The 19,050-nt window shown below is 65.9% G+C and carries 19 protein-coding genes; 12 read left to right on the forward strand and 7 right to left on the reverse strand.

The genetic code is table 11. From position 1 onward, the window contains the following. The first annotated feature begins 122 nt into the window (after positions 1-122). Positions 123-626: an SMI1/KNR4 family protein gene (locus JCQ34_RS01525; RefSeq protein ID WP_286401102.1), complete on the forward strand. Its 504-nt coding sequence runs from the start codon at positions 123-125 to the stop codon at positions 624-626. 368 nt (positions 627-994) lie between these two features. Here JCQ34_RS01525 and JCQ34_RS01530 read toward each other — a convergent pair whose 3' ends face one another. Together JCQ34_RS01530 and JCQ34_RS01535 are read right to left on the reverse strand one after the other, a co-directional pair. Beyond that, the gene (locus JCQ34_RS01530; protein WP_286401104.1) at positions 995-1,261 is read right to left on the reverse strand and encodes a hypothetical protein; all 267 of its coding nucleotides are present in this window, start codon (positions 1,259-1,261) and stop codon (positions 995-997) included. An 806-nt stretch (positions 1,262-2,067) separates the two neighbouring features. Further along, on the reverse strand, positions 2,068-2,535 hold the full coding sequence (locus JCQ34_RS01535; protein WP_286404729.1) for a MarR family winged helix-turn-helix transcriptional regulator: 468 nt from the start codon (positions 2,533-2,535) through the stop codon (positions 2,068-2,070). A 130-nt stretch (positions 2,536-2,665) separates the two neighbouring features. Here JCQ34_RS01535 and JCQ34_RS01540 point away from each other — a divergent pair, with 130 nt between their 5' ends. The 9 genes from JCQ34_RS01540 (at position 2,666) to JCQ34_RS01580 (ending at position 13,440) form a co-directional block, all read left to right on the forward strand. After that, entirely contained in the window at positions 2,666-3,607 is a 942-nt protein-coding gene (locus tag JCQ34_RS01540) for an SDR family NAD(P)-dependent oxidoreductase (protein WP_286401106.1), read from the forward strand. A 2-nt stretch (positions 3,608-3,609) separates the two neighbouring features. Further along, positions 3,610-4,500 (forward strand): amidohydrolase family protein, encoded by an 891-nt coding sequence (locus JCQ34_RS01545; RefSeq protein WP_286401108.1) that lies wholly within the window; start codon positions 3,610-3,612, stop codon positions 4,498-4,500. 1 nt (position 4,501) lies between these two features. Beyond that, complete coding sequence (locus tag JCQ34_RS01550) at positions 4,502-5,731, forward strand: acyl-CoA dehydrogenase family protein (protein WP_286401110.1); 1,230 nt, start codon at positions 4,502-4,504, stop codon at positions 5,729-5,731. 54 nt (positions 5,732-5,785) lie between these two features. Continuing rightward, the gene (locus JCQ34_RS01555; protein ID WP_018763272.1) at positions 5,786-6,241 is read left to right on the forward strand and encodes a MaoC family dehydratase; all 456 of its coding nucleotides are present in this window, start codon (positions 5,786-5,788) and stop codon (positions 6,239-6,241) included. A gap of 108 nt (positions 6,242-6,349) precedes the next feature. Beyond that, positions 6,350-7,675, forward strand: a complete 1,326-nt coding sequence (locus JCQ34_RS01560; protein ID WP_286401113.1) for an MFS transporter — start codon at positions 6,350-6,352, stop codon at positions 7,673-7,675. Between the two features lie 7 nt (positions 7,676-7,682). Then, the gene (gene menE, locus JCQ34_RS01565; protein WP_286401115.1) at positions 7,683-9,245 is read left to right on the forward strand and encodes an o-succinylbenzoate--CoA ligase; all 1,563 of its coding nucleotides are present in this window, start codon (positions 7,683-7,685) and stop codon (positions 9,243-9,245) included. A 102-nt stretch (positions 9,246-9,347) separates the two neighbouring features. Continuing rightward, on the forward strand, positions 9,348-10,370 hold the full coding sequence (locus tag JCQ34_RS01570; protein ID WP_286401117.1) for a bile acid:sodium symporter family protein: 1,023 nt from the start codon (positions 9,348-9,350) through the stop codon (positions 10,368-10,370). Between the two features lie 125 nt (positions 10,371-10,495). Then, a complete protein-coding gene (locus tag JCQ34_RS01575; RefSeq protein ID WP_286401119.1) occupies positions 10,496-12,961 on the forward strand; it encodes a molybdopterin oxidoreductase family protein in 2,466 nt (821 codons plus the stop codon). Continuing rightward, positions 12,958-13,440, forward strand: a complete 483-nt coding sequence (locus tag JCQ34_RS01580) for a hypothetical protein (RefSeq protein ID WP_142131448.1) — start codon at positions 12,958-12,960, stop codon at positions 13,438-13,440. Before JCQ34_RS01575 ends, JCQ34_RS01580 begins: the two co-directional genes overlap by 4 nt. An 86-nt stretch (positions 13,441-13,526) precedes the next feature. Here the strand turns inward: JCQ34_RS01580 and JCQ34_RS01585 are convergent, their stop codons facing one another. From JCQ34_RS01585 to JCQ34_RS01595, 3 genes are read right to left on the reverse strand one after another with little or no spacing between them, the layout of a single operon-like run. Further along, positions 13,527-13,826, reverse strand: a complete 300-nt coding sequence (locus JCQ34_RS01585; protein ID WP_286401123.1) for a DUF4193 domain-containing protein — start codon at positions 13,824-13,826, stop codon at positions 13,527-13,529. After that, positions 13,816-15,831, reverse strand: coding sequence for a glycoside hydrolase family 15 protein (locus JCQ34_RS01590; RefSeq protein ID WP_286401126.1), 2,016 nt, complete (start codon positions 15,829-15,831; stop codon positions 13,816-13,818). The genes JCQ34_RS01585 and JCQ34_RS01590 overlap by 11 nt, the downstream gene beginning before the upstream one ends. After that, positions 15,828-16,304 (reverse strand): hypothetical protein, encoded by a 477-nt coding sequence (locus tag JCQ34_RS01595; protein ID WP_286401129.1) that lies wholly within the window; start codon positions 16,302-16,304, stop codon positions 15,828-15,830. The genes JCQ34_RS01590 and JCQ34_RS01595 overlap by 4 nt, the downstream gene beginning before the upstream one ends. A 205-nt stretch (positions 16,305-16,509) precedes the next feature. On the opposite strand from JCQ34_RS01595, the gene JCQ34_RS01600 reads away from it, so the two are divergent. Then, the gene (locus JCQ34_RS01600) at positions 16,510-17,118 is read left to right on the forward strand and encodes a TetR/AcrR family transcriptional regulator (protein ID WP_286401131.1); all 609 of its coding nucleotides are present in this window, start codon (positions 16,510-16,512) and stop codon (positions 17,116-17,118) included. Between the two features lie 2 nt (positions 17,119-17,120). Then, a complete protein-coding gene (locus JCQ34_RS01605; protein ID WP_286401133.1) occupies positions 17,121-18,179 on the forward strand; it encodes a DMT family transporter in 1,059 nt (352 codons plus the stop codon). On the opposite strand, the gene JCQ34_RS01610 is transcribed toward JCQ34_RS01605, so the two are convergent. After that, the gene (locus tag JCQ34_RS01610) at positions 18,066-18,362 is read right to left on the reverse strand and encodes a DUF3040 domain-containing protein (RefSeq protein ID WP_286401136.1); all 297 of its coding nucleotides are present in this window, start codon (positions 18,360-18,362) and stop codon (positions 18,066-18,068) included. The two genes, JCQ34_RS01605 and JCQ34_RS01610, sit on opposite strands and share 114 nt — an antisense overlap. A gap of 93 nt (positions 18,363-18,455) precedes the next feature. Then, complete coding sequence (locus JCQ34_RS01615) at positions 18,456-18,980, reverse strand: DUF488 domain-containing protein (protein WP_286401138.1); 525 nt, start codon at positions 18,978-18,980, stop codon at positions 18,456-18,458. Positions 18,981-19,050 lie beyond the last annotated feature (70 nt).

Consider the following 19,050-nt stretch of genomic DNA (forward strand, 5'->3'; position numbering starts at 1 on the left):
GTGGGGCAGCCGTTACTTCAGGGAACATATGTCAGCCGCGCCCTAGACTCACGATCACGGGGTTGGAGTTCGCGGCAATCCCGGAGGTAATCAAACTCTCTTTGGCGCAGGGTGGTTAGGCTATGGATAATGACATTTCGGGAGCCCTTGATTCTTTTCGGGCGTTCGAAGAGCCGAGACACGGAGTGGGAACGAACCCCTTCAAGTTGGGTTGCTCTCTCGCAGACCCCGCCCCGCACGACGAGATCGAAAAGACGTGGAGAGGTGATGTGCCGACCGAATTGCGCTGGTTGTGGCTGACAAGCCGGACTGTGCGCCTTTTTGAGGACGTGGAGTACGGACAGTGGGGCCTAGTCCTCCTGTCACCCGAGCAAGCGGCGGCTCGGACAATCGAGTTTTACGATACTTACCCGGATGACGCCGTCCGAGGTGACATCGTGATAGGAGAGTTCCTCGGTGATCTGGAACTTCTGGTGCTGTCCGGTGATGGGGAGGGAGTGCTCGTAGCTCTCCCTCTCGACCCTAGGGCCCACTGGTATCGAGTTGCTCCGTCTCTAACGGAGTTCCTGACCAAATACCGCACGGCCCTCGGGAGCAAGTATTGGGAAGGCGTCGCCTCCGCTTGAGTCAAGCTGCCCCAGACCCTCCGTTCGGGTGCCAGCCGTGTGTTGGCGTGGTGCGTGACTCGTAGTCTTTCGACAAGGCCGCAAGTCGAAACCGGCTAGTTCTTGGCAAATATGACCGGCCGAGCCGTGCGCCCGATTTCTCTGTAGGACGCCGCCCTCAAGGTAGAGGACCGCCCGCAATTGGATGGTGGAACTTCTGACTTAACCCCCAATGTTCTCTAGGGTAGCGTACGTAAGCCGATCTTTTACCGTGTGGCCCAGCGGTTCCTAGGAACAGATATTGAGGAAACCTGTGGCACCCGGACGAGCAAGGAAAGTGATGAGGTGGCCATTGTCATCCCGAAGTACAGCTTTTGAGCCGGACACCGTCACAGTGCCCGCCTGATAAGGGTTTCCCCATCCCGGAGGGGATTGCCCTGGCCGTCGTCCAATGGGGTTTCGGCGAGGAAGAATGTGTCGTCGACGCGCAATTCCTTGATTCCACAGTGGGTATAGAGCATGGTTGGCATGCCGGAAGCAGTAGTGGGCGGCGATTTCGACGATGCTTCGGTCATCCGCGTGTCAGGACCTGCGCACGCAACCAGAACGGCCAATAGCGTAACGGCCAATAGCGAGAGTCTGATTTTTCCGGCCATTCGACCGCACCCCAATCCCCGATCAGGCTCAAAGCGTATGCCGTGGGAAAGAGCACCACAACACCGGGGTTGGTCACTTTTTCCTCACGGTGCTGACGGTCTCCGGATTTTCAGGTCCAAGCCCTTTTTCCACGCCGCGCATGCACGGTCAGGGATCCGTTATCGGGCAGGTATCGTGCGTAGCTGCAATTCGATGCTGTAACCTCGGCGACTCGCTGACTTACTTTCCCCAATAGCCATCGTGTTCAGCGGGCAACGGTGCCTATTTAGAAATCCAAGGGTCCCGAACGGCGGTCACCTACAGCATTCCGCGAGCCTGCTTTAGTAGCGATTGCAGCAGCCAGGAGTGCAAATGCCCCCGCCACGAGCATGTCGAACAGAACGTCACTACTCCCGGCGCCATCTATGCCCGAGAGTACTGCTGACGTGAAGAAGTAGACGGCACCTACAACTGCAGCTGCGGAACCGATCCGTGCCCAATACGGAAGTGCTTTCAGATCAACCACGTTTCCCCCTTTAGTTGTACGCGGAGCCTAGCCGTGATCAGACTTGGACACCAGGGGGTAGTTCATCCGGTGTTCCGTTTGCCGGTCGTTTACCGTGCAGCCACGTACGGATTCTTGTATCGCAACCGCAACTGGCCCCCATGTACGTTTACCCCGCACGATGAGATGCACGGTGAAGGTGCCCTAACCGCAACACTCCAGATTGCCTCGAAACCCTTGGAGCGTGAGACGTCTTACAGGTCCCCGAACGGGTTCACGGAGTTGCCCAAGCTCGTGCAGCTAAACCCTAAAATCAGCTGCCTACTCCGCCGCGCCCCACAGTGCCTTGCGGAGCAGCCGCTTCAGTTCCAGCGACTCCTCCCCGGAGAGCACTGCCAGCTGGTTCAGTTCGGCTGCGTCCATGGCGGCGCGGGCCTTGCCGTGCATCCGCCGGCCCTCGGCGGTGGAGACGATGATCTTGGCGCGCCGGTCCTGCTTTCCCTGCGCCCGTTCCACCAGGCCGCGGTGCTCAAGGTCGTCCACCAGGTTGACCACCTGGCTGGGATCCAGGCTGAGGAAGTCCGCCAGTTCCCTTTGTGTCGGCTCGAGTCCGCTGCACGCCAGGGTCAGGATGGAAAAGGACCGCTCGCGCAGCCCAAAGTCGGCCAGGGCCTTGTTGTTCAGCACCGAGCCGGCAGCATGCAGCTTGGCCAGCAGCAGGCCCACATCACTGCCGATCCTGGCTGCCGCAAGGCGGGGGGTCTGAACTTCGGTGCCCAAGGTGGCCATCACAACTCCGGTGTAAAAAACAATCGTTGACTTTTTCAATGATCCGTAATTTCATTGATTTCAACAAGGATCTCACACCGCAGTGGGACCACCCCAACGGCTTCGGCCGGCGCATGCGAAGGAGCAGGCCATGAGCTTGAACGGCAAGGTTGCAATCGTCACCGGCAGCGGGCAGGGCCTCGGCCTCGCTTACGCAAGGGAACTGGCCCGCCAGGGTGCCGCCGTCGTCATCAATGACGTCAACGCCGACACCGCCGCGCAGGCCGTCGCGCAAATCGAAGCCGACGGCGGCCGCGCCACCGCAGTGGTGGTTCCGGTGGGCACCACCGATGCCGCCAAGGCACTGGTGGCCGGCGCCGTGGACGCGTTCGGCGGCCTGGACATCCTGGTCACCAACGCCGGGATCCTCCGCGACAAATCCCTCCTGAAGATGACGGACGAGGACTTCGACCTGGTGATCAACGTCCACCTCAAAGGCACCTTCACCTGCGTCCGCGAGGCCTACGCCTACTTCAAGGAAAACAACGTCCAGGGCCGCATCATCACCATCGGTTCACCCACCGGCCAGCGCGGCAACTTCGGCCAGACCAACTACGCCGCCGCCAAGGCCGGCATCGTGGGCATGGTCCGCACCTGGGCGCTGGAAATGAAGAAGGCCGGCGTGACGGTCAACAGCGTCATCCCCGTCGCCGCCACCGCCATGACCAAGACCGTGCCCTACTTCCAGAAAGCCGTGGAGGCAGACGAGCGCGGCGAAGCCATGCCGTCCTTCTTCCGCCACGACCTGGGCTTTGGAACGGCCGACGACGTCTCCGGACTGGTTGCCTACCTCGCCTCAGACGAGGCAGCCAACATCACCGGCCAGGCAATCGGCGCGGGTGGTGACCGGCTCCAGGTTTGGACCCACCCGGAGGCCGCCACCACCGAGTACCGCGAGGGCGGCTGGAGCTACGAGGCGCTGCAGGAAAACGCCGGGCACCTGTTTACCGCCGAAACCCTCCAAAGCTACGGCGAGGAATTCCTCCCGCTGCCGGAGGACCTGAAGCCCGCACAGCCCGCCGACGCCCGCTGACCATGGCCGACCGCTACGAACTGGGCATCGACCCCGCGAAACTCGATGCTATCGACATGCACGTCCACCTCGAGGTGGACAGCTGCGGCCATGGTTCCCTGCCGGAGGAACTGACCGAAGCCTCGGCCAAGTACTTCAAGGCCGAGGACCGCACCCCGTCCCTGGACCGGATCGCCGAGGTCTACCGCGAACTGAACATGGCCGCCGTCGTCTTCACCGTGGACGCACGCACCCAGCTCAAGCACGAGCCCAACAGCATCCCCGAGCTCATCGCCGGGGCCGCCCGGAACAACGACGTCCTGATTCCGTTCGGCAGCGTGGATCCGCGCACCGGCGAGGACGCCATCGCCGGCGCCAAGCACCAGGCCATCGAACTCGGCGCCCGCGGCTTCAAGTTCCACCCCTCCCTGCAGGGCTTCGACCCCTCCAACGAGCGCTTTTACCCGCTCTGGGAAACCCTCCAGGAACTCGGCCTGCCCGCCATCTTCCACACCGGCCAGAACGGCATGGGCGCGGGCCTTCCCGGCGGCTTCGGCATCAAGCTCGCCTACTCCAACCCCCTGCTGCTGGATGCCGTCGCCGCGGACTTCCCGGGCCTGCAGATCATCATGGCCCACCCGTCCGTGCCCTGGCAGGACGAGGCCAACTCCATCGCCACCCACAAGGCCAACGTCTTCATAGACCTCTCCGGCTGGTCGCCCAAGTACTTCCCGGAATCCCTGGTCAAGGCCTCCAACTCCTATCTCCAGGACAAAGTGCTGTTCGGCACCGACTTCCCGCTCATCACCCCGCAGAAGTGGCTCGGTGCGTTCGCGGATCTGCCACTGAAGGACGAGGTCCGGCCCAAGATCCTCAAGGACAACGCGGTCCGCCTCCTCGGGCTGGGGGCCTGAGATGGGCACGCTGACGACGGCGGAGGCCGCCCTGGGTGCCCGGCTCTACGAGGCAGCGGACTGGTATGACGCCGAGTCCCTCCTCACGCCCGAAGAGCGCCAGGTCCTGTCCCGGCTGCGGACCTTCCTCGATGCGGAAGCCAGGCCCCTCCTGGCCGAGTACTGGGAACGCGGGGAGTTTCCCGAGCAGCTCGCGCGGCCGCTGATCGACCTGGACCTGATGGAACCTGCCGAACTCACTGGCGCCGCGGGTGCAGGACACGGGCCGGCCCGCGGCATCTATCAGGGCTTCCGAATCTTCGAGCTTGCCCGCACGGACGCGTCCCTGGCCACGTGGTACACCGCACAGGCCGGACTGTTCCGCACCGCCATCCGCGTGGGTGCCTCAGCGGAACAGCAGGCCGAATGGATGCCCAAGGTCATCGACTTCTCGCTCAAGGGCGTGTTCTCGCTGACCGAACCGGAATCCGGATCGGACATCGCCGGCGGACTCTCCACCACCGCCCGGCGGCAGCCCGACGGCAGCTGGATCCTTGACGGCGCCAAACGCTGGATCGGCGGCGCAGCCACCGCGGACGTCCTCGCAGTTTTCGCCCGGGACACCGCGGACGGGCAGGTCAAGGCCTTCCTCGTGGACCGCACAGCCGACGGCGTCACCCTGGAGAAGATCCAGGGCAAGGCCTCGCTGCGGATGATGCAGAACGCCCACATCACCCTTACCGGTGTCAGCGTCCCCGAGGCCATGCGCCTGCACAACGTCAACTCCTTCCGGGATGTGGCGGCAATGCTCCGGGCCATGCGCTCGGACGTCGCCTGGATCGCCACCGGCATCGCCGCCGGCGCCTTCGAGGCCGCGCTCGCCTACGTCAACGAACGCCGGCAGTTCGGACGGACCCTCGGTTCCTTCCAGTTGGTCCAGGAGAAACTGGCCCGAATGCTCGGCAACGTCACGGCCAGCCTCTCCCTGGTGGTCCGGCTCACGGAACAGCAGGCAAGAGGCATCTACCGCGACCAGGATTCTGCCCTGGCCAAGATGCAGACGTCCCTGTTCATGCGCGACACCGTAGCCCTGGCCCGGGAAGTGGTGGGCGGCAACGGCATCACCCTGGCAACCGACGTCGCGCGTTTCCATGCCGACGCCGAGGCCGTCTACTCCTACGAGGGCACCCACGAGATCAACGCCCTCATCATCGGCCGCGCCCTCACCGGCGAAAGTGCCTTCACCCGCTAGAGCCCTGCAACACCTGCACAGCACCACAACCACACACCAGCCCAGGAGGCAATGATGCCCAATCTCGTCGTCGATTTCGACACCCTGCTCACCCTGTCCGGCAAGGACCTCGGCACCACCGACTACCGCCAGATCACCCAGGACCAGATCAACCAGTTCGCGGACGCCACCGACGACCAGCAGTGGATCCACACCGACCCCGAACGCGCCAAAGATGGCCCGTTCGGCGCGCCCATCGCGCACGGCTTCCTCACCCTGTCCCTGATCATCCCGTTCTGGGGCGAGCTGTTCGACGTCGACGGCGTCACCACCAAGGTCAACTACGGCCTGGACAAGGTCCGCTTCACATCCCCGGTGAAGGTCGGCTCCAAGGTCCGCATGCAGGCCACTATCGCCGACGTCACAGAGGTCAAGGGCGGCGCCCAGATCAAGGTCAACGCCACCATCGAAATCGAAGGCCAGGAACGCCCGGCCGTCGTCGCCGAATTCCTGGCGCGCTTCTACAAGTAAGCCGCACCCACAAGGAACAACAGCTGCAAACCCACAGGCGGCACGCCCCGGCGCCGCCGCCTCAGGCAACCCCAAAAACCCCACATTCCTCCGTCTTTAGGAACAGCCATGTCCGGACACACCACGCTCGCACCTGCGGGCACGGCCGCCACGCGCAAGGAAGCGCGCACGGTCATCCTGTCCAGCTATCTGGGCAGCACCATCGAGTTCTACGACTTCCTGCTCTACGCCACGGCCGCAGCAGTGGCCTTCCCCAAGGTATTCTTCGCCGGCACGGATGAATGGGTGGGCGTCGTCGCCGCCTACGCCACCTTTGCTGCCGGGTACGTGGCCAGGCCGCTGGGCGGGATCATCTTCGGCCACTTCGGCGACAAAGTGGGCCGCAAGGGGATGCTGATCATCTCCATGGCCATGATGGGCATCGCCTCCACCCTGATCGGCCTGATTCCGGGCGCCGGCGTGATCGGGCCGTGGGGTGCCGTCATCCTGGTGCTGCTGCGGGTCTGCCAGGGCATCGCCGTCGGCGGTGAATGGGGCGGGGCGGCGCTCATGGCGCTGGAGCACTCGGACCCCAAGCGGCGTGGCTTCGCGGCGTCGTTCGTCAACGCCGGTGCCCCCACCGGCGCCGTGCTGGGCACCCTGGTGATGGGCGCCTTCTCGGCCCTGCCGCAGGACGCCTTCCTGGCCTGGGGCTGGCGCGTGCCGTTCCTGCTGTCCTTCGTGCTGCTGATCGTGGGCATGTTCGTCCGCCTCCGGGTTTCCGAAAGCCCCATCTTCGCCGAAGCCGTGGCCAAGGAAGAAGCGCAGGGCACCAAGCGCAAGATCCCGCTGCTGGACGTGCTCCGCCGGCCCAAGGCGCTGATCATGATCATGTTCGCCGGGGCTGCCGGGTTCGGCCTCCAGGTGGTGCTGCCCACCTTCTCCGTGACCTACGCCGTCTCCAAGGGCGCACCGCAGCAGGGCGTGCTCTACGCGTTCGCCGGAGCCTCGGCCATCTCCATCGTCTTCGTCCTCCTGGGCGGCCGCCTGTCCGACCGGTTCGGCCGCCGTCCGGTGATGATCGCCGGGCTGGCCCTGTTCATCGCCTACCTCTTCCCGATGTTCGGGATGCTCGGCTCCGGCAATGTTGCCTTGGTGTTCGTTGCCTTCACCGTGGCGCTGATCCTGCACTCCTCCCTCTACGGGCCGCTGGCAGCGTTCGTGTCCGAACAGTTCGGCACCACTTCCCGCTACACCGGCGCCGCCGTGGGCTACCAGCTGGCCACCCTCATCGGCGCAGGCTTCACCCCCGGCATCATCGCAGGCCTCTACAAGGACTCCGGCCAGAACATCCTCCCTGTGGTGGTGTTCCTGTCCGTCATGGCGCTGGTCTCGATTGTCTTCATCGCCCTGACGCGCGAATCTAAGAACAACGACCTCACCACGGTCCGTTAGGAGAACCATGGACAACAACGGAGTTGGCTCCTGGCTGCAGCGCCGCCGCCGCAAGTCGGGCACCAAGACGGCCCTGCTGTCAGCAGCGGGAACCCTGAGCTACGAGGCGCTTGCCGAACGGACCGACCGCCTGGCCAACGCGCTCCGCGACAGGGGAGTGGCCAAGGGGGACCGGGTGGCGTACCTGGGGGAGAACCACCCCTCGTTCGTGGAAACGTTCTTCGCCTGTGGCCTCCTGGGCGCAATCTTCGTCCCGCTCAACACCCGGCTCGCCCCGCCGGAGCTGCAGTTCCAGCTCCAGGACGCCGGAGCCCGGCTCCTGGTCAACGCCCGCGCCCTGGAGGCCTCCGCCTCCGCTGCCCTGGAAGGAACGGCGGTGACCCACCGCCTGGTCGTAGCGGCCGACGGCGGGACGGAACCTTCCGGCGCCACGTCACCGGCCGCCGTCGGACACTCCGTCACGGTGGAACAGTATGGGGAGGCGCTGCAGGGGGCAGCTGCCGAACCCATCGACGTGGCCGTGGGCCATGACGACGGAGCCATGATCCTGTACACCTCCGGAACCACGGGCAAACCCAAGGGCGCCCTGCTGACGCACGGGAACATCACGTGGAACTGCATCAACACCATCGTGGACATGGACATCAACCGCAACGACGTGGCATTGATGATCTCGCCGCTGTTCCACGTGGCGTCCCTGGACATGGGGCTGCTGCCGATGCTCCTTAAGGGTGCCACCGTGGTCCTCGAGGCCAAGTTCGATCCCGCCAGGGTCCTGGACCTGATCCAGAAGCAAAAGGTGACCACCCTCAACGGGGTGCCCACCACGTTCCAGCTGCTTTGCGAAGATCCGGGCTGGGCCGCGGCCGACCTGAGCTCCCTGGACAAGCTGACCTGCGGCGGTTCGGCGATTCCGCGCCGGGTCCTGGACGCTTACGAGGACCGTGGCATCGGTTTCACCAGCTGCTACGGCATGACCGAAACGGCCCCCGGCGTCACCATGCTCCCCGTGGACCGGTCGCGGGAAAAGGCGGGTTCGGCAGGCCTGCCGCACTTCTTCACCGACCTAAGGATCGCCGATCCCATGGGCGGCGCGGTGGTCCCGGGCGAGGTGGGCGAGATCCAGATCTCCGGACCCAACGTGATCAAGGAGTACTGGAACCGGCCGGAGGCCACAGCCGCCAGCTACGCGGACGGTTCCTGGTTCCGCTCGGGCGACATGGGCTACCGGGACCAGGAAGGCTTCCTGTTCGTCTCGGACCGGCTCAAGGACATGATCATTTCCGGAGGGGAGAACATCTACCCGGCGGAGGTGGAAGCGGTCATCTCCGAGCACGGCGCCGTGGGAAGCGTGGCGGTCATCGGCGTTCCGGATGACAAATGGGGCGAGGTCCCGCAGGCGATTGTGACGCTGCGCGAGGGGGAATCGCTGACCGCGGAGCAGCTGCGCAGCTTCCTCGACGGCAGGCTTGCCCGCTACAAGATCCCCAAGTCGATGGTGGTGGTGGCGGACATGCCCCGCACGGCCAGCGGCAAGATCCGGAAGATGGAGCTCCGGAAGCAGCTCTGACTGCTGAGATCCCTGCAGTTCAGGCCCCGTATGGTTCCGCCGTTGTTACCGTTCACGGTCATCAATTGGCGGAACCATACCAGCCGGTGCCACCATGATTGGATGCTTGAGGCAACTAAACCCCAGAATTCGGACGGAACACCCGTCAACCCTGCGCTCGAAGCGGAAAGCAAGATCGCCCGCATCGCCGTGACGGTGTTCCCCATCCTGGTGGTGGCTGCAGGCATCATCGGCTTCCTGCTCCCCGGCGTCTTCAAACCCATCGCGCCCAGCGTGCCGTACCTGCTGGGCATCATCATGTTCTGCATGGGCCTGACCCTCACGCCGCCCGACTTCGCCGCCGTTGCCAAGCGGCCGTGGGCCGTGGCCCTGGGGATCGTGGCGCACTACATCATCATGCCCGGCGCCGGCTGGCTGATTGCCGGGGCCCTCAACCTTGAGCCGGAGCTGGCCGTCGGGGTCATCCTGGTGGGCTGCGCGCCTTCCGGGACCGCTTCCAACGTGATGGCCTTCCTGGCCAAGGGCGATGTTGCGCTCTCCGTGGCGGTTGCCTCCGTCTCCACCCTGATCGCCCCGATCGTCACCCCGCTGCTGGTCCTGTTCCTGGCCGGTTCCTACCTCCAGATCGACGCCGCCGGCATGGTGGGGGACATCGTCAAGACCGTGCTGCTGCCGGTCATCGCCGGCCTCCTTGCCCGGCTGTTCCTCAAGAAGCTCGTTGCGAAGGTGCTGCCGGCACTGCCGTGGGCGTCCGCCGTCGTAATCTCCCTGATCGTGGCCATCGTGGTGGCCGGCAGCGCCAGCAAGATCATCAGCGCCGGGGCCATCGTGTTCCTCGCCGTGGTGCTGCACAACGGCTTCGGGCTGGGCCTGGGCTACCTGGCCGGCAAGCTGGGCCGCCTCGACGACAAGGCCCGCCGCGCCCTCGCCTTCGAGGTGGGCATGCAGAACTCAGGCCTTGCCGCGACCCTGGCCACCGCCCACTTCACCCCGTTGGCCGCGCTCCCGTCCGCCGTCTTCTCGCTGTGGCACAACGTCTCCGGCGCCATCGTGGCCGCCTGGCTGGCCCGGCGTCCGTTGCAGGACAAGCCGGCCTACGCGCCGTCGCCTTCCAAGCAGGCCTGACCAGCACCGTCTCTCTCCGGCGGCACAAAAAACCCCTGTTACCAGCCGCCCGTCCTGGGTACAGGAACCGGTAGGGACAGCGTCGTTTCGACGCTGCCCGCCGGTTCCGGACAGGAGATGGACAGATGACTCGGATTGACCGAATAGCTGAACCATGGGGGACAAGGACGCCGTACGGCAGCGGCGGTGAATGGCCGGTCAGGGTGGACACCCACCTGGCCGAGGGGGTGGCTGCGGAGGACGTGGACCGGTGGGTCCAGACGGCGTCTCTCCTCCACTCAAACGGTGACGCCATGGATATCGCCGTTATGGACAACAGGATCGTCGGGGTGCGGGGACGGGCCGTGGACCGCGTCAACCACGGCCGGCTGGGCCCCAAGGACCTGTACGGGTGGCAGGCCAACGCCTCCCCGGACCGGCTCACCAAGCCCCTCATCCGCGAGCGCGGCAAACTGGTGGAGACGGACTGGGACACGGCCATGCAGCGCATCGTGGACAGATCCAAGGCGCTGCTGGCCGAACAGGGACCCAGCGCACTCGGCTTCTACACCACCGGCCAGCTCTTTTCCGAGGAGTACTACACTCTGGGTGCGCTTACGCATGGCGGGATCGGCACCAACCACGTGGACGGCAACACCAGGCTCTGCACAGCTACCGCCGGTGAAGCGCTGAAGGAGTCATTCGGCTGCGACGGCCAGCCCGGCTCCTACACGGACGTTGACCACGCCGACGTGATCGCCCTCTACGGGCACAACGTCGCGGAGACCCAGACCGTCCTCTGGACCCGGATGCTGGACCGGCTGGCCGGGCCCAACCCACCCAAAATCATCTGCGTGGACCCGCGCATGACGCCCGTGGCCAAGGCTGCCACGCTGCACCTGGCCCCACGGCCCGGCACCAACGTGGCGCTGATGAACGGCATCCTGCACGAGATCATCTCCAACGGCTGGGTGGACCAGGAGTACATCCAGGCGCACACGGTGGGGTTCTCCGAGCTCGAAAAAGAGGTCAAGAACTACCCGCCGGCCCTGGTGGCGGAAATCTGCGGTGTCCCGGCGGAGCAGATCACCGAGGCGGCCAGCATCATCGGCCACGCCGAGCGGCTGCTGTCCACGGTGCTGCAGGGCTTCTACCAGTCCAACCAGGCCACGGCCGCCGCCGTCCAGGTCAACAACGTCAACATCATCCGCGGCATGCTGGGCAAGCCCGGGTGCGGCATCCTGCAGATGAACGGCCAGCCCACGGCGGAGAACACCCGCGAATGCGGGGCCGACGGCGACCTTGCCGCCTTCCGGAACTGGTCAAACGACGCCCACATCAAGGACCTCGCACGCGTCTGGAACATCGACCCCATGTCCATCCCGCACTACTCCCCGCCCACGCACGTCATGCAGATGATGCGGTACGCGGAGGACGGCTCCATCCGAATGCTGTGGGTCAGCGGCACCAACCCGGCGGTCTCGCTGCCCGAGCTGGCACGCATCCGCGGCATCCTGGAACAGGACCGCCTGTTCCTGGTGGTGCAGGACATCTTCCTGTCCGAGACAGCCCAGCTGGCCGACGTCGTCCTTCCCGCCGCCACCTGGGGCGAAAAGACCGGCACGTTCACCAACGTGGACCGCACCGTGCACCTCTCCGAGAAAGCCGTGGAGCCGCCGGGTGACGCCAGGCCGGATCTGGAGATCTTCATCGACTACGCCCACCGCATGGGCCTGCAGGACAAGGACGGGCAGCCGCTGATCAAGTGGCACGACCCCGAATCGGCCTTTGAGGCCTGGAAGGAATGCACCCGCGGCAGGCCCTGCGACTACACCGGCATCACCTATGACAAGCTGCGCGGCGGCTCGGGCATCCAGTGGCCGTGCAACGAGGAGAACCCGGACGGCACGGAGCGGATCTACGCCGACGGGAAGTTCTGGGCGCACCCGGAGTACTGCGAAACCTACGGCCGCGACCTCATCACCGGCGCGCCCGTGGACCCGTCCGAGTACAAGGCCCTCAACCCTGAGGGCAAAGCCATCATCAAGGCCGCCGAGTACATGCCGCCGCACGAGCTGCCCAGCCAGGACTTTCCGCTCCAGCTCATCACCGGCCGCACGCTCTACCAGTTCCACACCCGCACCAAGACGGGCCGGGCGCCGGAGCTGAACGCGGCGGCACCGGATGTTTGGGTTGAGTTGTCCGCGGACGACGCCGGCGCGTACGGAATGGCCGAAGGTGACCTTGCGGAGGTGGCGACGCCCCGCGGGTCCGTCCGTGCCAAGGTGCGGATCAGCGGCATCAGGAGCGGGGTGCTGTTCCTGCCCTTCCATTACGGCTACTGGGACACCGACGGCGGCCATCAGCCGGACGGGGCAGGGCGGGCCGCGAACGAGCTGACCATCACGGACTGGGACGCTGCGTCCAAGCAGCCCATTTTCAAGACGGCGGCGGCACGCATCACCAGGATTTCGGCCGGCGATGGTCCGTCGTTGGCGCCCACCACCACAGCCTCGGCTCCGGTGGGCGGCTTCCCTGAAGCGGCCGCGACGAAGGGCATTCCGTCTGCGATGGCCGATGAGGCTCCGGAGATGGCAGGAGGCGCACGATGAAATTCGGGCTTGTACTTGAGGAAATGCACCGCTCCGAGAACGACCTGGCGCACCACCTGCTGACCATATCGGAGCGGCACAAGGTGGACCACGAGATCTACCACCTGGCCCGGGACCTGGCGCGCTGGTCCCAGCAGCACGTGCGGGACATCGCGGCCATGGGCAAGAACTACGGCCTGGACCTTGATCCGGAACCGCGCGGCGAGATGGGACTGATGGAAACCATCCGCGAGAAGGGCAGCGAGATGGTCGGCCGGCGACCCGAAACCGGCATGCTGCTGCTGCGTGATTTGCGCGAGCTCTACCTGAAGGCCTGCGGGGTATCGGCGGACTGGGAACTGCTGGCCCAGGCGGCCCAAGGGAAGAAGGACAAGGACCTCCTCGCCTTGGCTGAGAAGTGCCACCCCCAGACCATCCGCCAGATGAAGTGGGCCAACGGCAAGCTGAAGGAGTCCGCCACGCAGGTCCTGGTCAGCTAGGGGAAACGGTTCAGCTGGCGTTCCCGCCGGCCACGAGTAGGGAGTCCAATAGTCGAAGCCTAACCGTGGCCGGTCTTCGTCCCCGGCTAGCCCTCACATTCCTTGCAGTACTTCTTGCCATCCTTCTCCCGGGCCAACTGGCTGCGGTGGTGGACCAGGAAGCAGGACATACAGGTGAATTCGTCTGCCTGCACCGGGACCACCTGGATGAGGAGTTCCTCGTTGGAGAGGTCTGCGCCGGGCAGCTCGAAACTGTCCGCGAGGTCCGTTTCGTCCAGGTCGGGAGAAGCTTCCCGGCGGCCGGACTTATCGGACTTCAGCTCCTCCAGGGCGACGTTCGGCTCTTCCTCGGGAGTCACCCGCGGAGCGTCGTAGTCAACTGACATGTGGTGTGTTCTCCTGTCCAGGATTTCCGTGCCCAGATTGTTCTGAACAGATCGACAACGCAGGACGCAGGCAACTAATTCCCGAGGCTGCGGCCGGATTTCCGGAAGGGTTTTCAAGCGCTTCCGACGGCGGGACGCCAGCCTGGCGCAGGGCCAGCGCGGCCTGGACCATTGCGGCATGGGTAAGGGCCTGGGGATAGTTGCCAAGGAAGGCGCCCGTGGCGGGGTCCAGCTCCTCGCTGAAGAGCCCCAGCGGGGAAGCCAGGTCCAGCAGCGCGCGGAATGTCTCTTCCGCTTCTTCCCTCCTGCCGGTCAGGGCCAGCGCCTGGACCAGCCAGAACGAACAGGGCAGGAAGGCGCCCTCGCCGCCCTCCAGTCCATCCTGCCCGGGCGGGTACCGGTAGAGGAGGGGTCCGCCGGCACCCAGCTGGTCCCGGATCGCGTCAACGGTCCGGCGGACTGCTTCGGCGCGTGGCTCCTCCAGTCCAACCAGGGGAAGGACCAGCAGGGCGGCGTCCAGGTCCGCCGATCCGTAGGTGCGCGTGTAGGTGCCCCGGACCGGATCGAAGCCCAGGCTTCGGATTTCCGCCCCGAGCCGGTCGCGGGAGGACTCCCACCGGCGCCGCTGCCTGGTTGCCAGGCGATGGGTGGCACCAATGCGCAGGGCATGGTCCAGGGCGAGCCACGCCATGAGCTTGGAATGGACGTGGTGGGCAGCGTCATCGCGGATTTCCCAGATCCCGGCGTCTGGCGCAGGCCACGATTCGGCCACCAAGTCCGCGAACCCGCGCATGGCCCGCCATGTCTCCGAGTACAGCCGGTGGCCGCCCTGCACCAGCACCCAGGCAGCGTCCAGCACCCAGCCGTAACCGTCGAGCTGGTGCTGCCCGGCGGCACCGTTGCCGGTCCGCACCGGTGTGCTGCCCAAATAGCCCGGCCAGCCCCGCAGTTCGCGCTCGCGGGGGACCGCACGTCCGGACAGCGTCAGCAGGGCCGGAAGCCGGGGCCGCTGCAGCCGGCTGGCGTGCAGCAGCCAACCGAAGAAGTTCAAGGCCACATCCGTCTTGCCGGCGTGCAGGAACGCTGCGACACCGATGCTTGCATCCCGCGGCCACGCGAACCGGTAGTCCCAGTTCCGGATTCCACCCGGATTTTCCGGCAGGGAGGTGGTGGGCGCCGCGACCGGAGCGCCCGACGGTGAATAGGTCAGGAGCCGCAGCGTCAGCAGGCTACGCAGCACCTGTTCGCGGAACGGGAGGCCTGCGTCCACCTCCTCTGCCCAGGATTCCCATTTCCGTTCGTCATCGAGCAGCAGTTGCCAGGCGGCTTCCGGGTCCACGTGGATCAAGGGCTCGCCGTACGCGACGGCCAGGACGAGCGTCACCGGGTGCCCGGGATGCACCACGAGTTCCTGTTCATCGCCTTCCGGGAGTGGGCAGCCTTCGCTGGAGCCCAGAGACACGGCCAACGGTCCCCATTCGCACACCAGGTCCCGGGCCCGCCTGCTGATTCGCGGGACGCGGTGCGTTTCGCCCAGCCGTGGAGCAAAGCGGACGACGGCGGCTACCGGGCTTTCGTGCGCTGTGAGCCGCCGGACCAGGAGCGTGGTGGGCAAGAGCGCGCCGGATACCTCAGCCACCATCGCTTCGGTCAACGTCAACACGCCTCCACCCGAGGACCAGGTGGTTTCCAGCGTCGCGGTATGCCCGCGGTAGCGGCGCTTCAGCAGGTGCGCTGGCCCGGCCGGTCCGGCAACGAACTGGCCTGCTTCCCAGCCGCCCAGCAGGGCGCCGAAAATTGGCTCACCGTCGAAGGCCGGGGCACACATCCAGTCGATTGATCCCGCGGACGATACCAAGGCTGCCGTCCGGGTATCCCCGATCATCCCGTAATTGGCGATGGCGGAGGGCTGCCAGGGTGCGGCGGGGGAGGGGCCGACGGCGGCTTGCGGCTTTGGCTGCCCTGTTGCGGTGGTGCGGCGTTTCCGTTCAGATGCGATGCTCATAGCGCCCTCAGCAAAAGTCCCAGGACGGCCCCATACGCTACGTGCGCCACGATGGCCACGGCCGGCGTCTGGATGCCGTAGTTCAGACCGAGCAGTCCCGGCGGCTCGAGCACGGCGGTGGTGGAAAGGCCTGCCCGTGTGGAGGCCATCCTGGGGTGCACGCCCGGCAGCAGCGGAAGGATGACCGTCAGCACCACCGCTACGTGCAGCAGGCCCAGCAGTGCGCCAGTCCACCAGTCAGCCCTGCCCAGGAGGGCGAACGTTCCGGCGTAGCCGAGGGCAAACACCTGGCCCGCCGCAAGGTGGATAAAGAAGCCGGCAACACGGGCCCGGTCCGGATCGGGTGTTACCAGGGTGCCAAGCACCAGTGGCAGGTCCAGCCGTGTCAGGCCGGCCATCTGGGCGGCAATCATGATGATCGTCAGGACTGCGGTGGCCAGGAGCCCGAAGAGTCCCCATCCTTGCCAGTCCATCTCATGCCGCGCAATCCAGCGGCAGTAGGGCCAGGGTTCCATTCGTGGAGTAGTTGGAATGCAGCATCGGAGCCTCGTTCTAAAATTGAATATCTTGAATTTAGAACTCACACCAACGCATGTCAAGGAGCCCGAGGTGATGCATCTCCGGTTCCGGGTCGTAGTAGGTAGACTGGTCTACCTACTACGAATACAAGGAGTACCCATGCCTGCTGCCCGTACGGCGGGGACCGCCTCGACTCAAGCCCGACCGCCCGCCAGGGAGCTGTTGCTGGAGGCGGCCGCTCGTCTCTTCTACGCAAACGGCGTCGCAGCCACCGGAATCGACACCATCACCGCCGAAGCGGGCGTTGCCAAGAAGAGCCTCTACAACAACTTCAGCTCAAAGGCCGAACTGGTGGCCGCTTATCTGGAAGCCCGGCATGAGGAATGGCTGGGGCTTTACCGCAAGCGGCTGGAGACGGCCAGCGCTCCCCGGGAGAAGGTCCTGGCCGTGTTCGACGCGTACCTGGACCACGCCAACTTCGCGTACCAGCACGGGTTCCGGGGCTGTGGACTCCTCAACGCGGCAGCGGAGCTGCCCGCCGGGGATCCCGGCAGGGCCGCCGTGCGCCGCCACAAGGAGGAGGTGCAGGAACTCCTCGCGGAACATGTGGCCGGCCTGCTGCCCGCACAGGAGGAACGGACGCCGCAAATTGCCGCGCATCTGGCCTTCCTGCTCGAAGGAGCCATGGCCAGGGCAGGCCTGGAGGGAAACGACGCGCCCGTGCAGGAAGCGAAGACTATTGCCGGGCACCTGCTGGACGCCCTGTGACCATGAATCAGCCCCATCCCAAGGCCCAGCTCTGGGGAGCGCTGGCCGTGGTGGCGGCGTCGGTTCTCTGGGGCACCACGGGGACCGCCGCCACCTTCGCTCCCGCTGTGAGCCCGCTGGCCATAGGCGCCGTGGCGATGGGTCTGGGCGGACTGCTGCAGGCTCTGTACGCCGCACGGCACATCAGGATCCAGTCCGGCAGCCTGCTTGAGCGGTGGCGCCTGGTTTCGCTGGGCGCCGTGGCGGTGGCCGTGTATCCGCTGGCCTTCTACAGCTCCATGCATCTGTCCGGAGTGGCCGTGGGCACCGTAGTCTCGATCGGATCGGCCCCGCTGGCGGCCGCCCTCATCGAACGCTTCGCGGACCGGAAACCGCTGAGCCGGCAATGGATTTTGGGGGCCCTCCTGGGAGTGGGCGGAGCCGCCTTGTTGTCGCTTTCCGGACACGAGCCGGCTGCCGCAGGCCCGGGCGCGGATCCATGGACCTCGACGGCGGGAATCCTCCTGGGCCTGCTGGCCGGCACCACGTATGCCTTGTACTCCTGGGCGGCGCACCGGCTGACCGGTCAAGGCCTCACCTCGAGGGCGGCAATGGGCGCCATCTTTGGGCTGGGTGGGCTCCTCCTGATGCCGGTCCTCGCGCTGACCGGCGGCCCGCTGCTGGAATCCTGGCGCAGCGTCGGCGTGGGCGCCTACATGGCCGCAGTCCCGATGTTCGCCGGGTATCTCCTGTTCGGGTGGGGGCTGGCGCGGGTCGGGGCGAGCACGGCCACCAGCATCTCCCTGCTCGAAACCGTGGTGGCTGCCGTCTTGGCGGTACTCGTGGTGGGCGAACGGCTTCCGGCACTTGGCTGGCTTGGCGCCGCCGTCGTCCTGGCCAGCCTGTTCATCCTCACCCCGAGGCCGAAAAAGCTCCGCCCGGCACCTGGGCGCGCTGCATCAAGCCTCTCAGCCGGTGGGCTGGCGTCCGGCGCTGCGGGCCAGCACAGTGGGGCCCAGCAGCAGGCAGGCGCCCAGCCCCAACAGCAGAATCCCCAGCACCACCGCTCCGGGAGCCGGTAGCCCGGCCCCGGCAACGACAAGCACCACGCCGATCAAGACCGCCACGATTCCGGGGAGCAGGCCCGAAGGGAAACGGCGTGCGGGATAACCGGACAGCAGCTCCATGGCCAGATGGGGGTCATCCGCGATCAGTCCCAGTTCCAGTTCCTTGAGCAGGCGTCGCTCCTCATCGGACATCGGCATGGCGGGCCCCTGCTTCCCTGGGAGGCGGTATCGGTATCGACCGTAGGAGCGTTCTACCGGTTAGTCAATAGCGCCGGCGCCACTGTGGGGGCATCACCCGGCGAGGTCGTAGCGCAGTTCATGCCCCAGTACCCGCACGCCCTTGGTGGGAACGTGCGGGACCGCCTTGCCCGGCGGCATCAGGTGCTCGACGGGCTGGCCGGCCAGGAGGAGGCAATGGTCGGAGATGAGGCGGCGGTGGCAGCGCCACCAGAGGGTTTCGCTGCACATGATCGCGGTCCGCGCCGATTGGGAGCCGGCGACGAGTTCTTCAGCAGCAGCCAGGAAGTCCCCGGTGCGCATGTAACCGGCATAGGCGCGGAACGACTCGTTGCGGAGGGCCGTATCCGGGGAGTCAGGGAGCAAATTCCGGAATCCACCCAGCCGTTTCTCCCACCGGTAACCTATGCCCGCGTCGGGCAGCCACTCCGCCATCAGGTCCTTGCCGAACTGCGGATACTTGCGGCTGCCGGGCCCAATCCGCACGTCCACCAGCGACGTTACCCCCGCATTCCTCAGCAGGGCGGTGAAGTCCGCCTGGGAGGAGGTGCCGTGACCTACCGTGAACAGCGTTTCCATCCCAGCCATCATAGGCAGGGCGGTGCTGTGGGCTCAGGGGAGGTACGACGGCGGCCCGCGGCCTCTTCGG

Source organism: Pseudarthrobacter defluvii (genome assembly GCF_030323865.1).
GTDB lineage: Bacteria > Actinomycetota > Actinomycetes > Actinomycetales > Micrococcaceae > Arthrobacter > Arthrobacter sedimenti.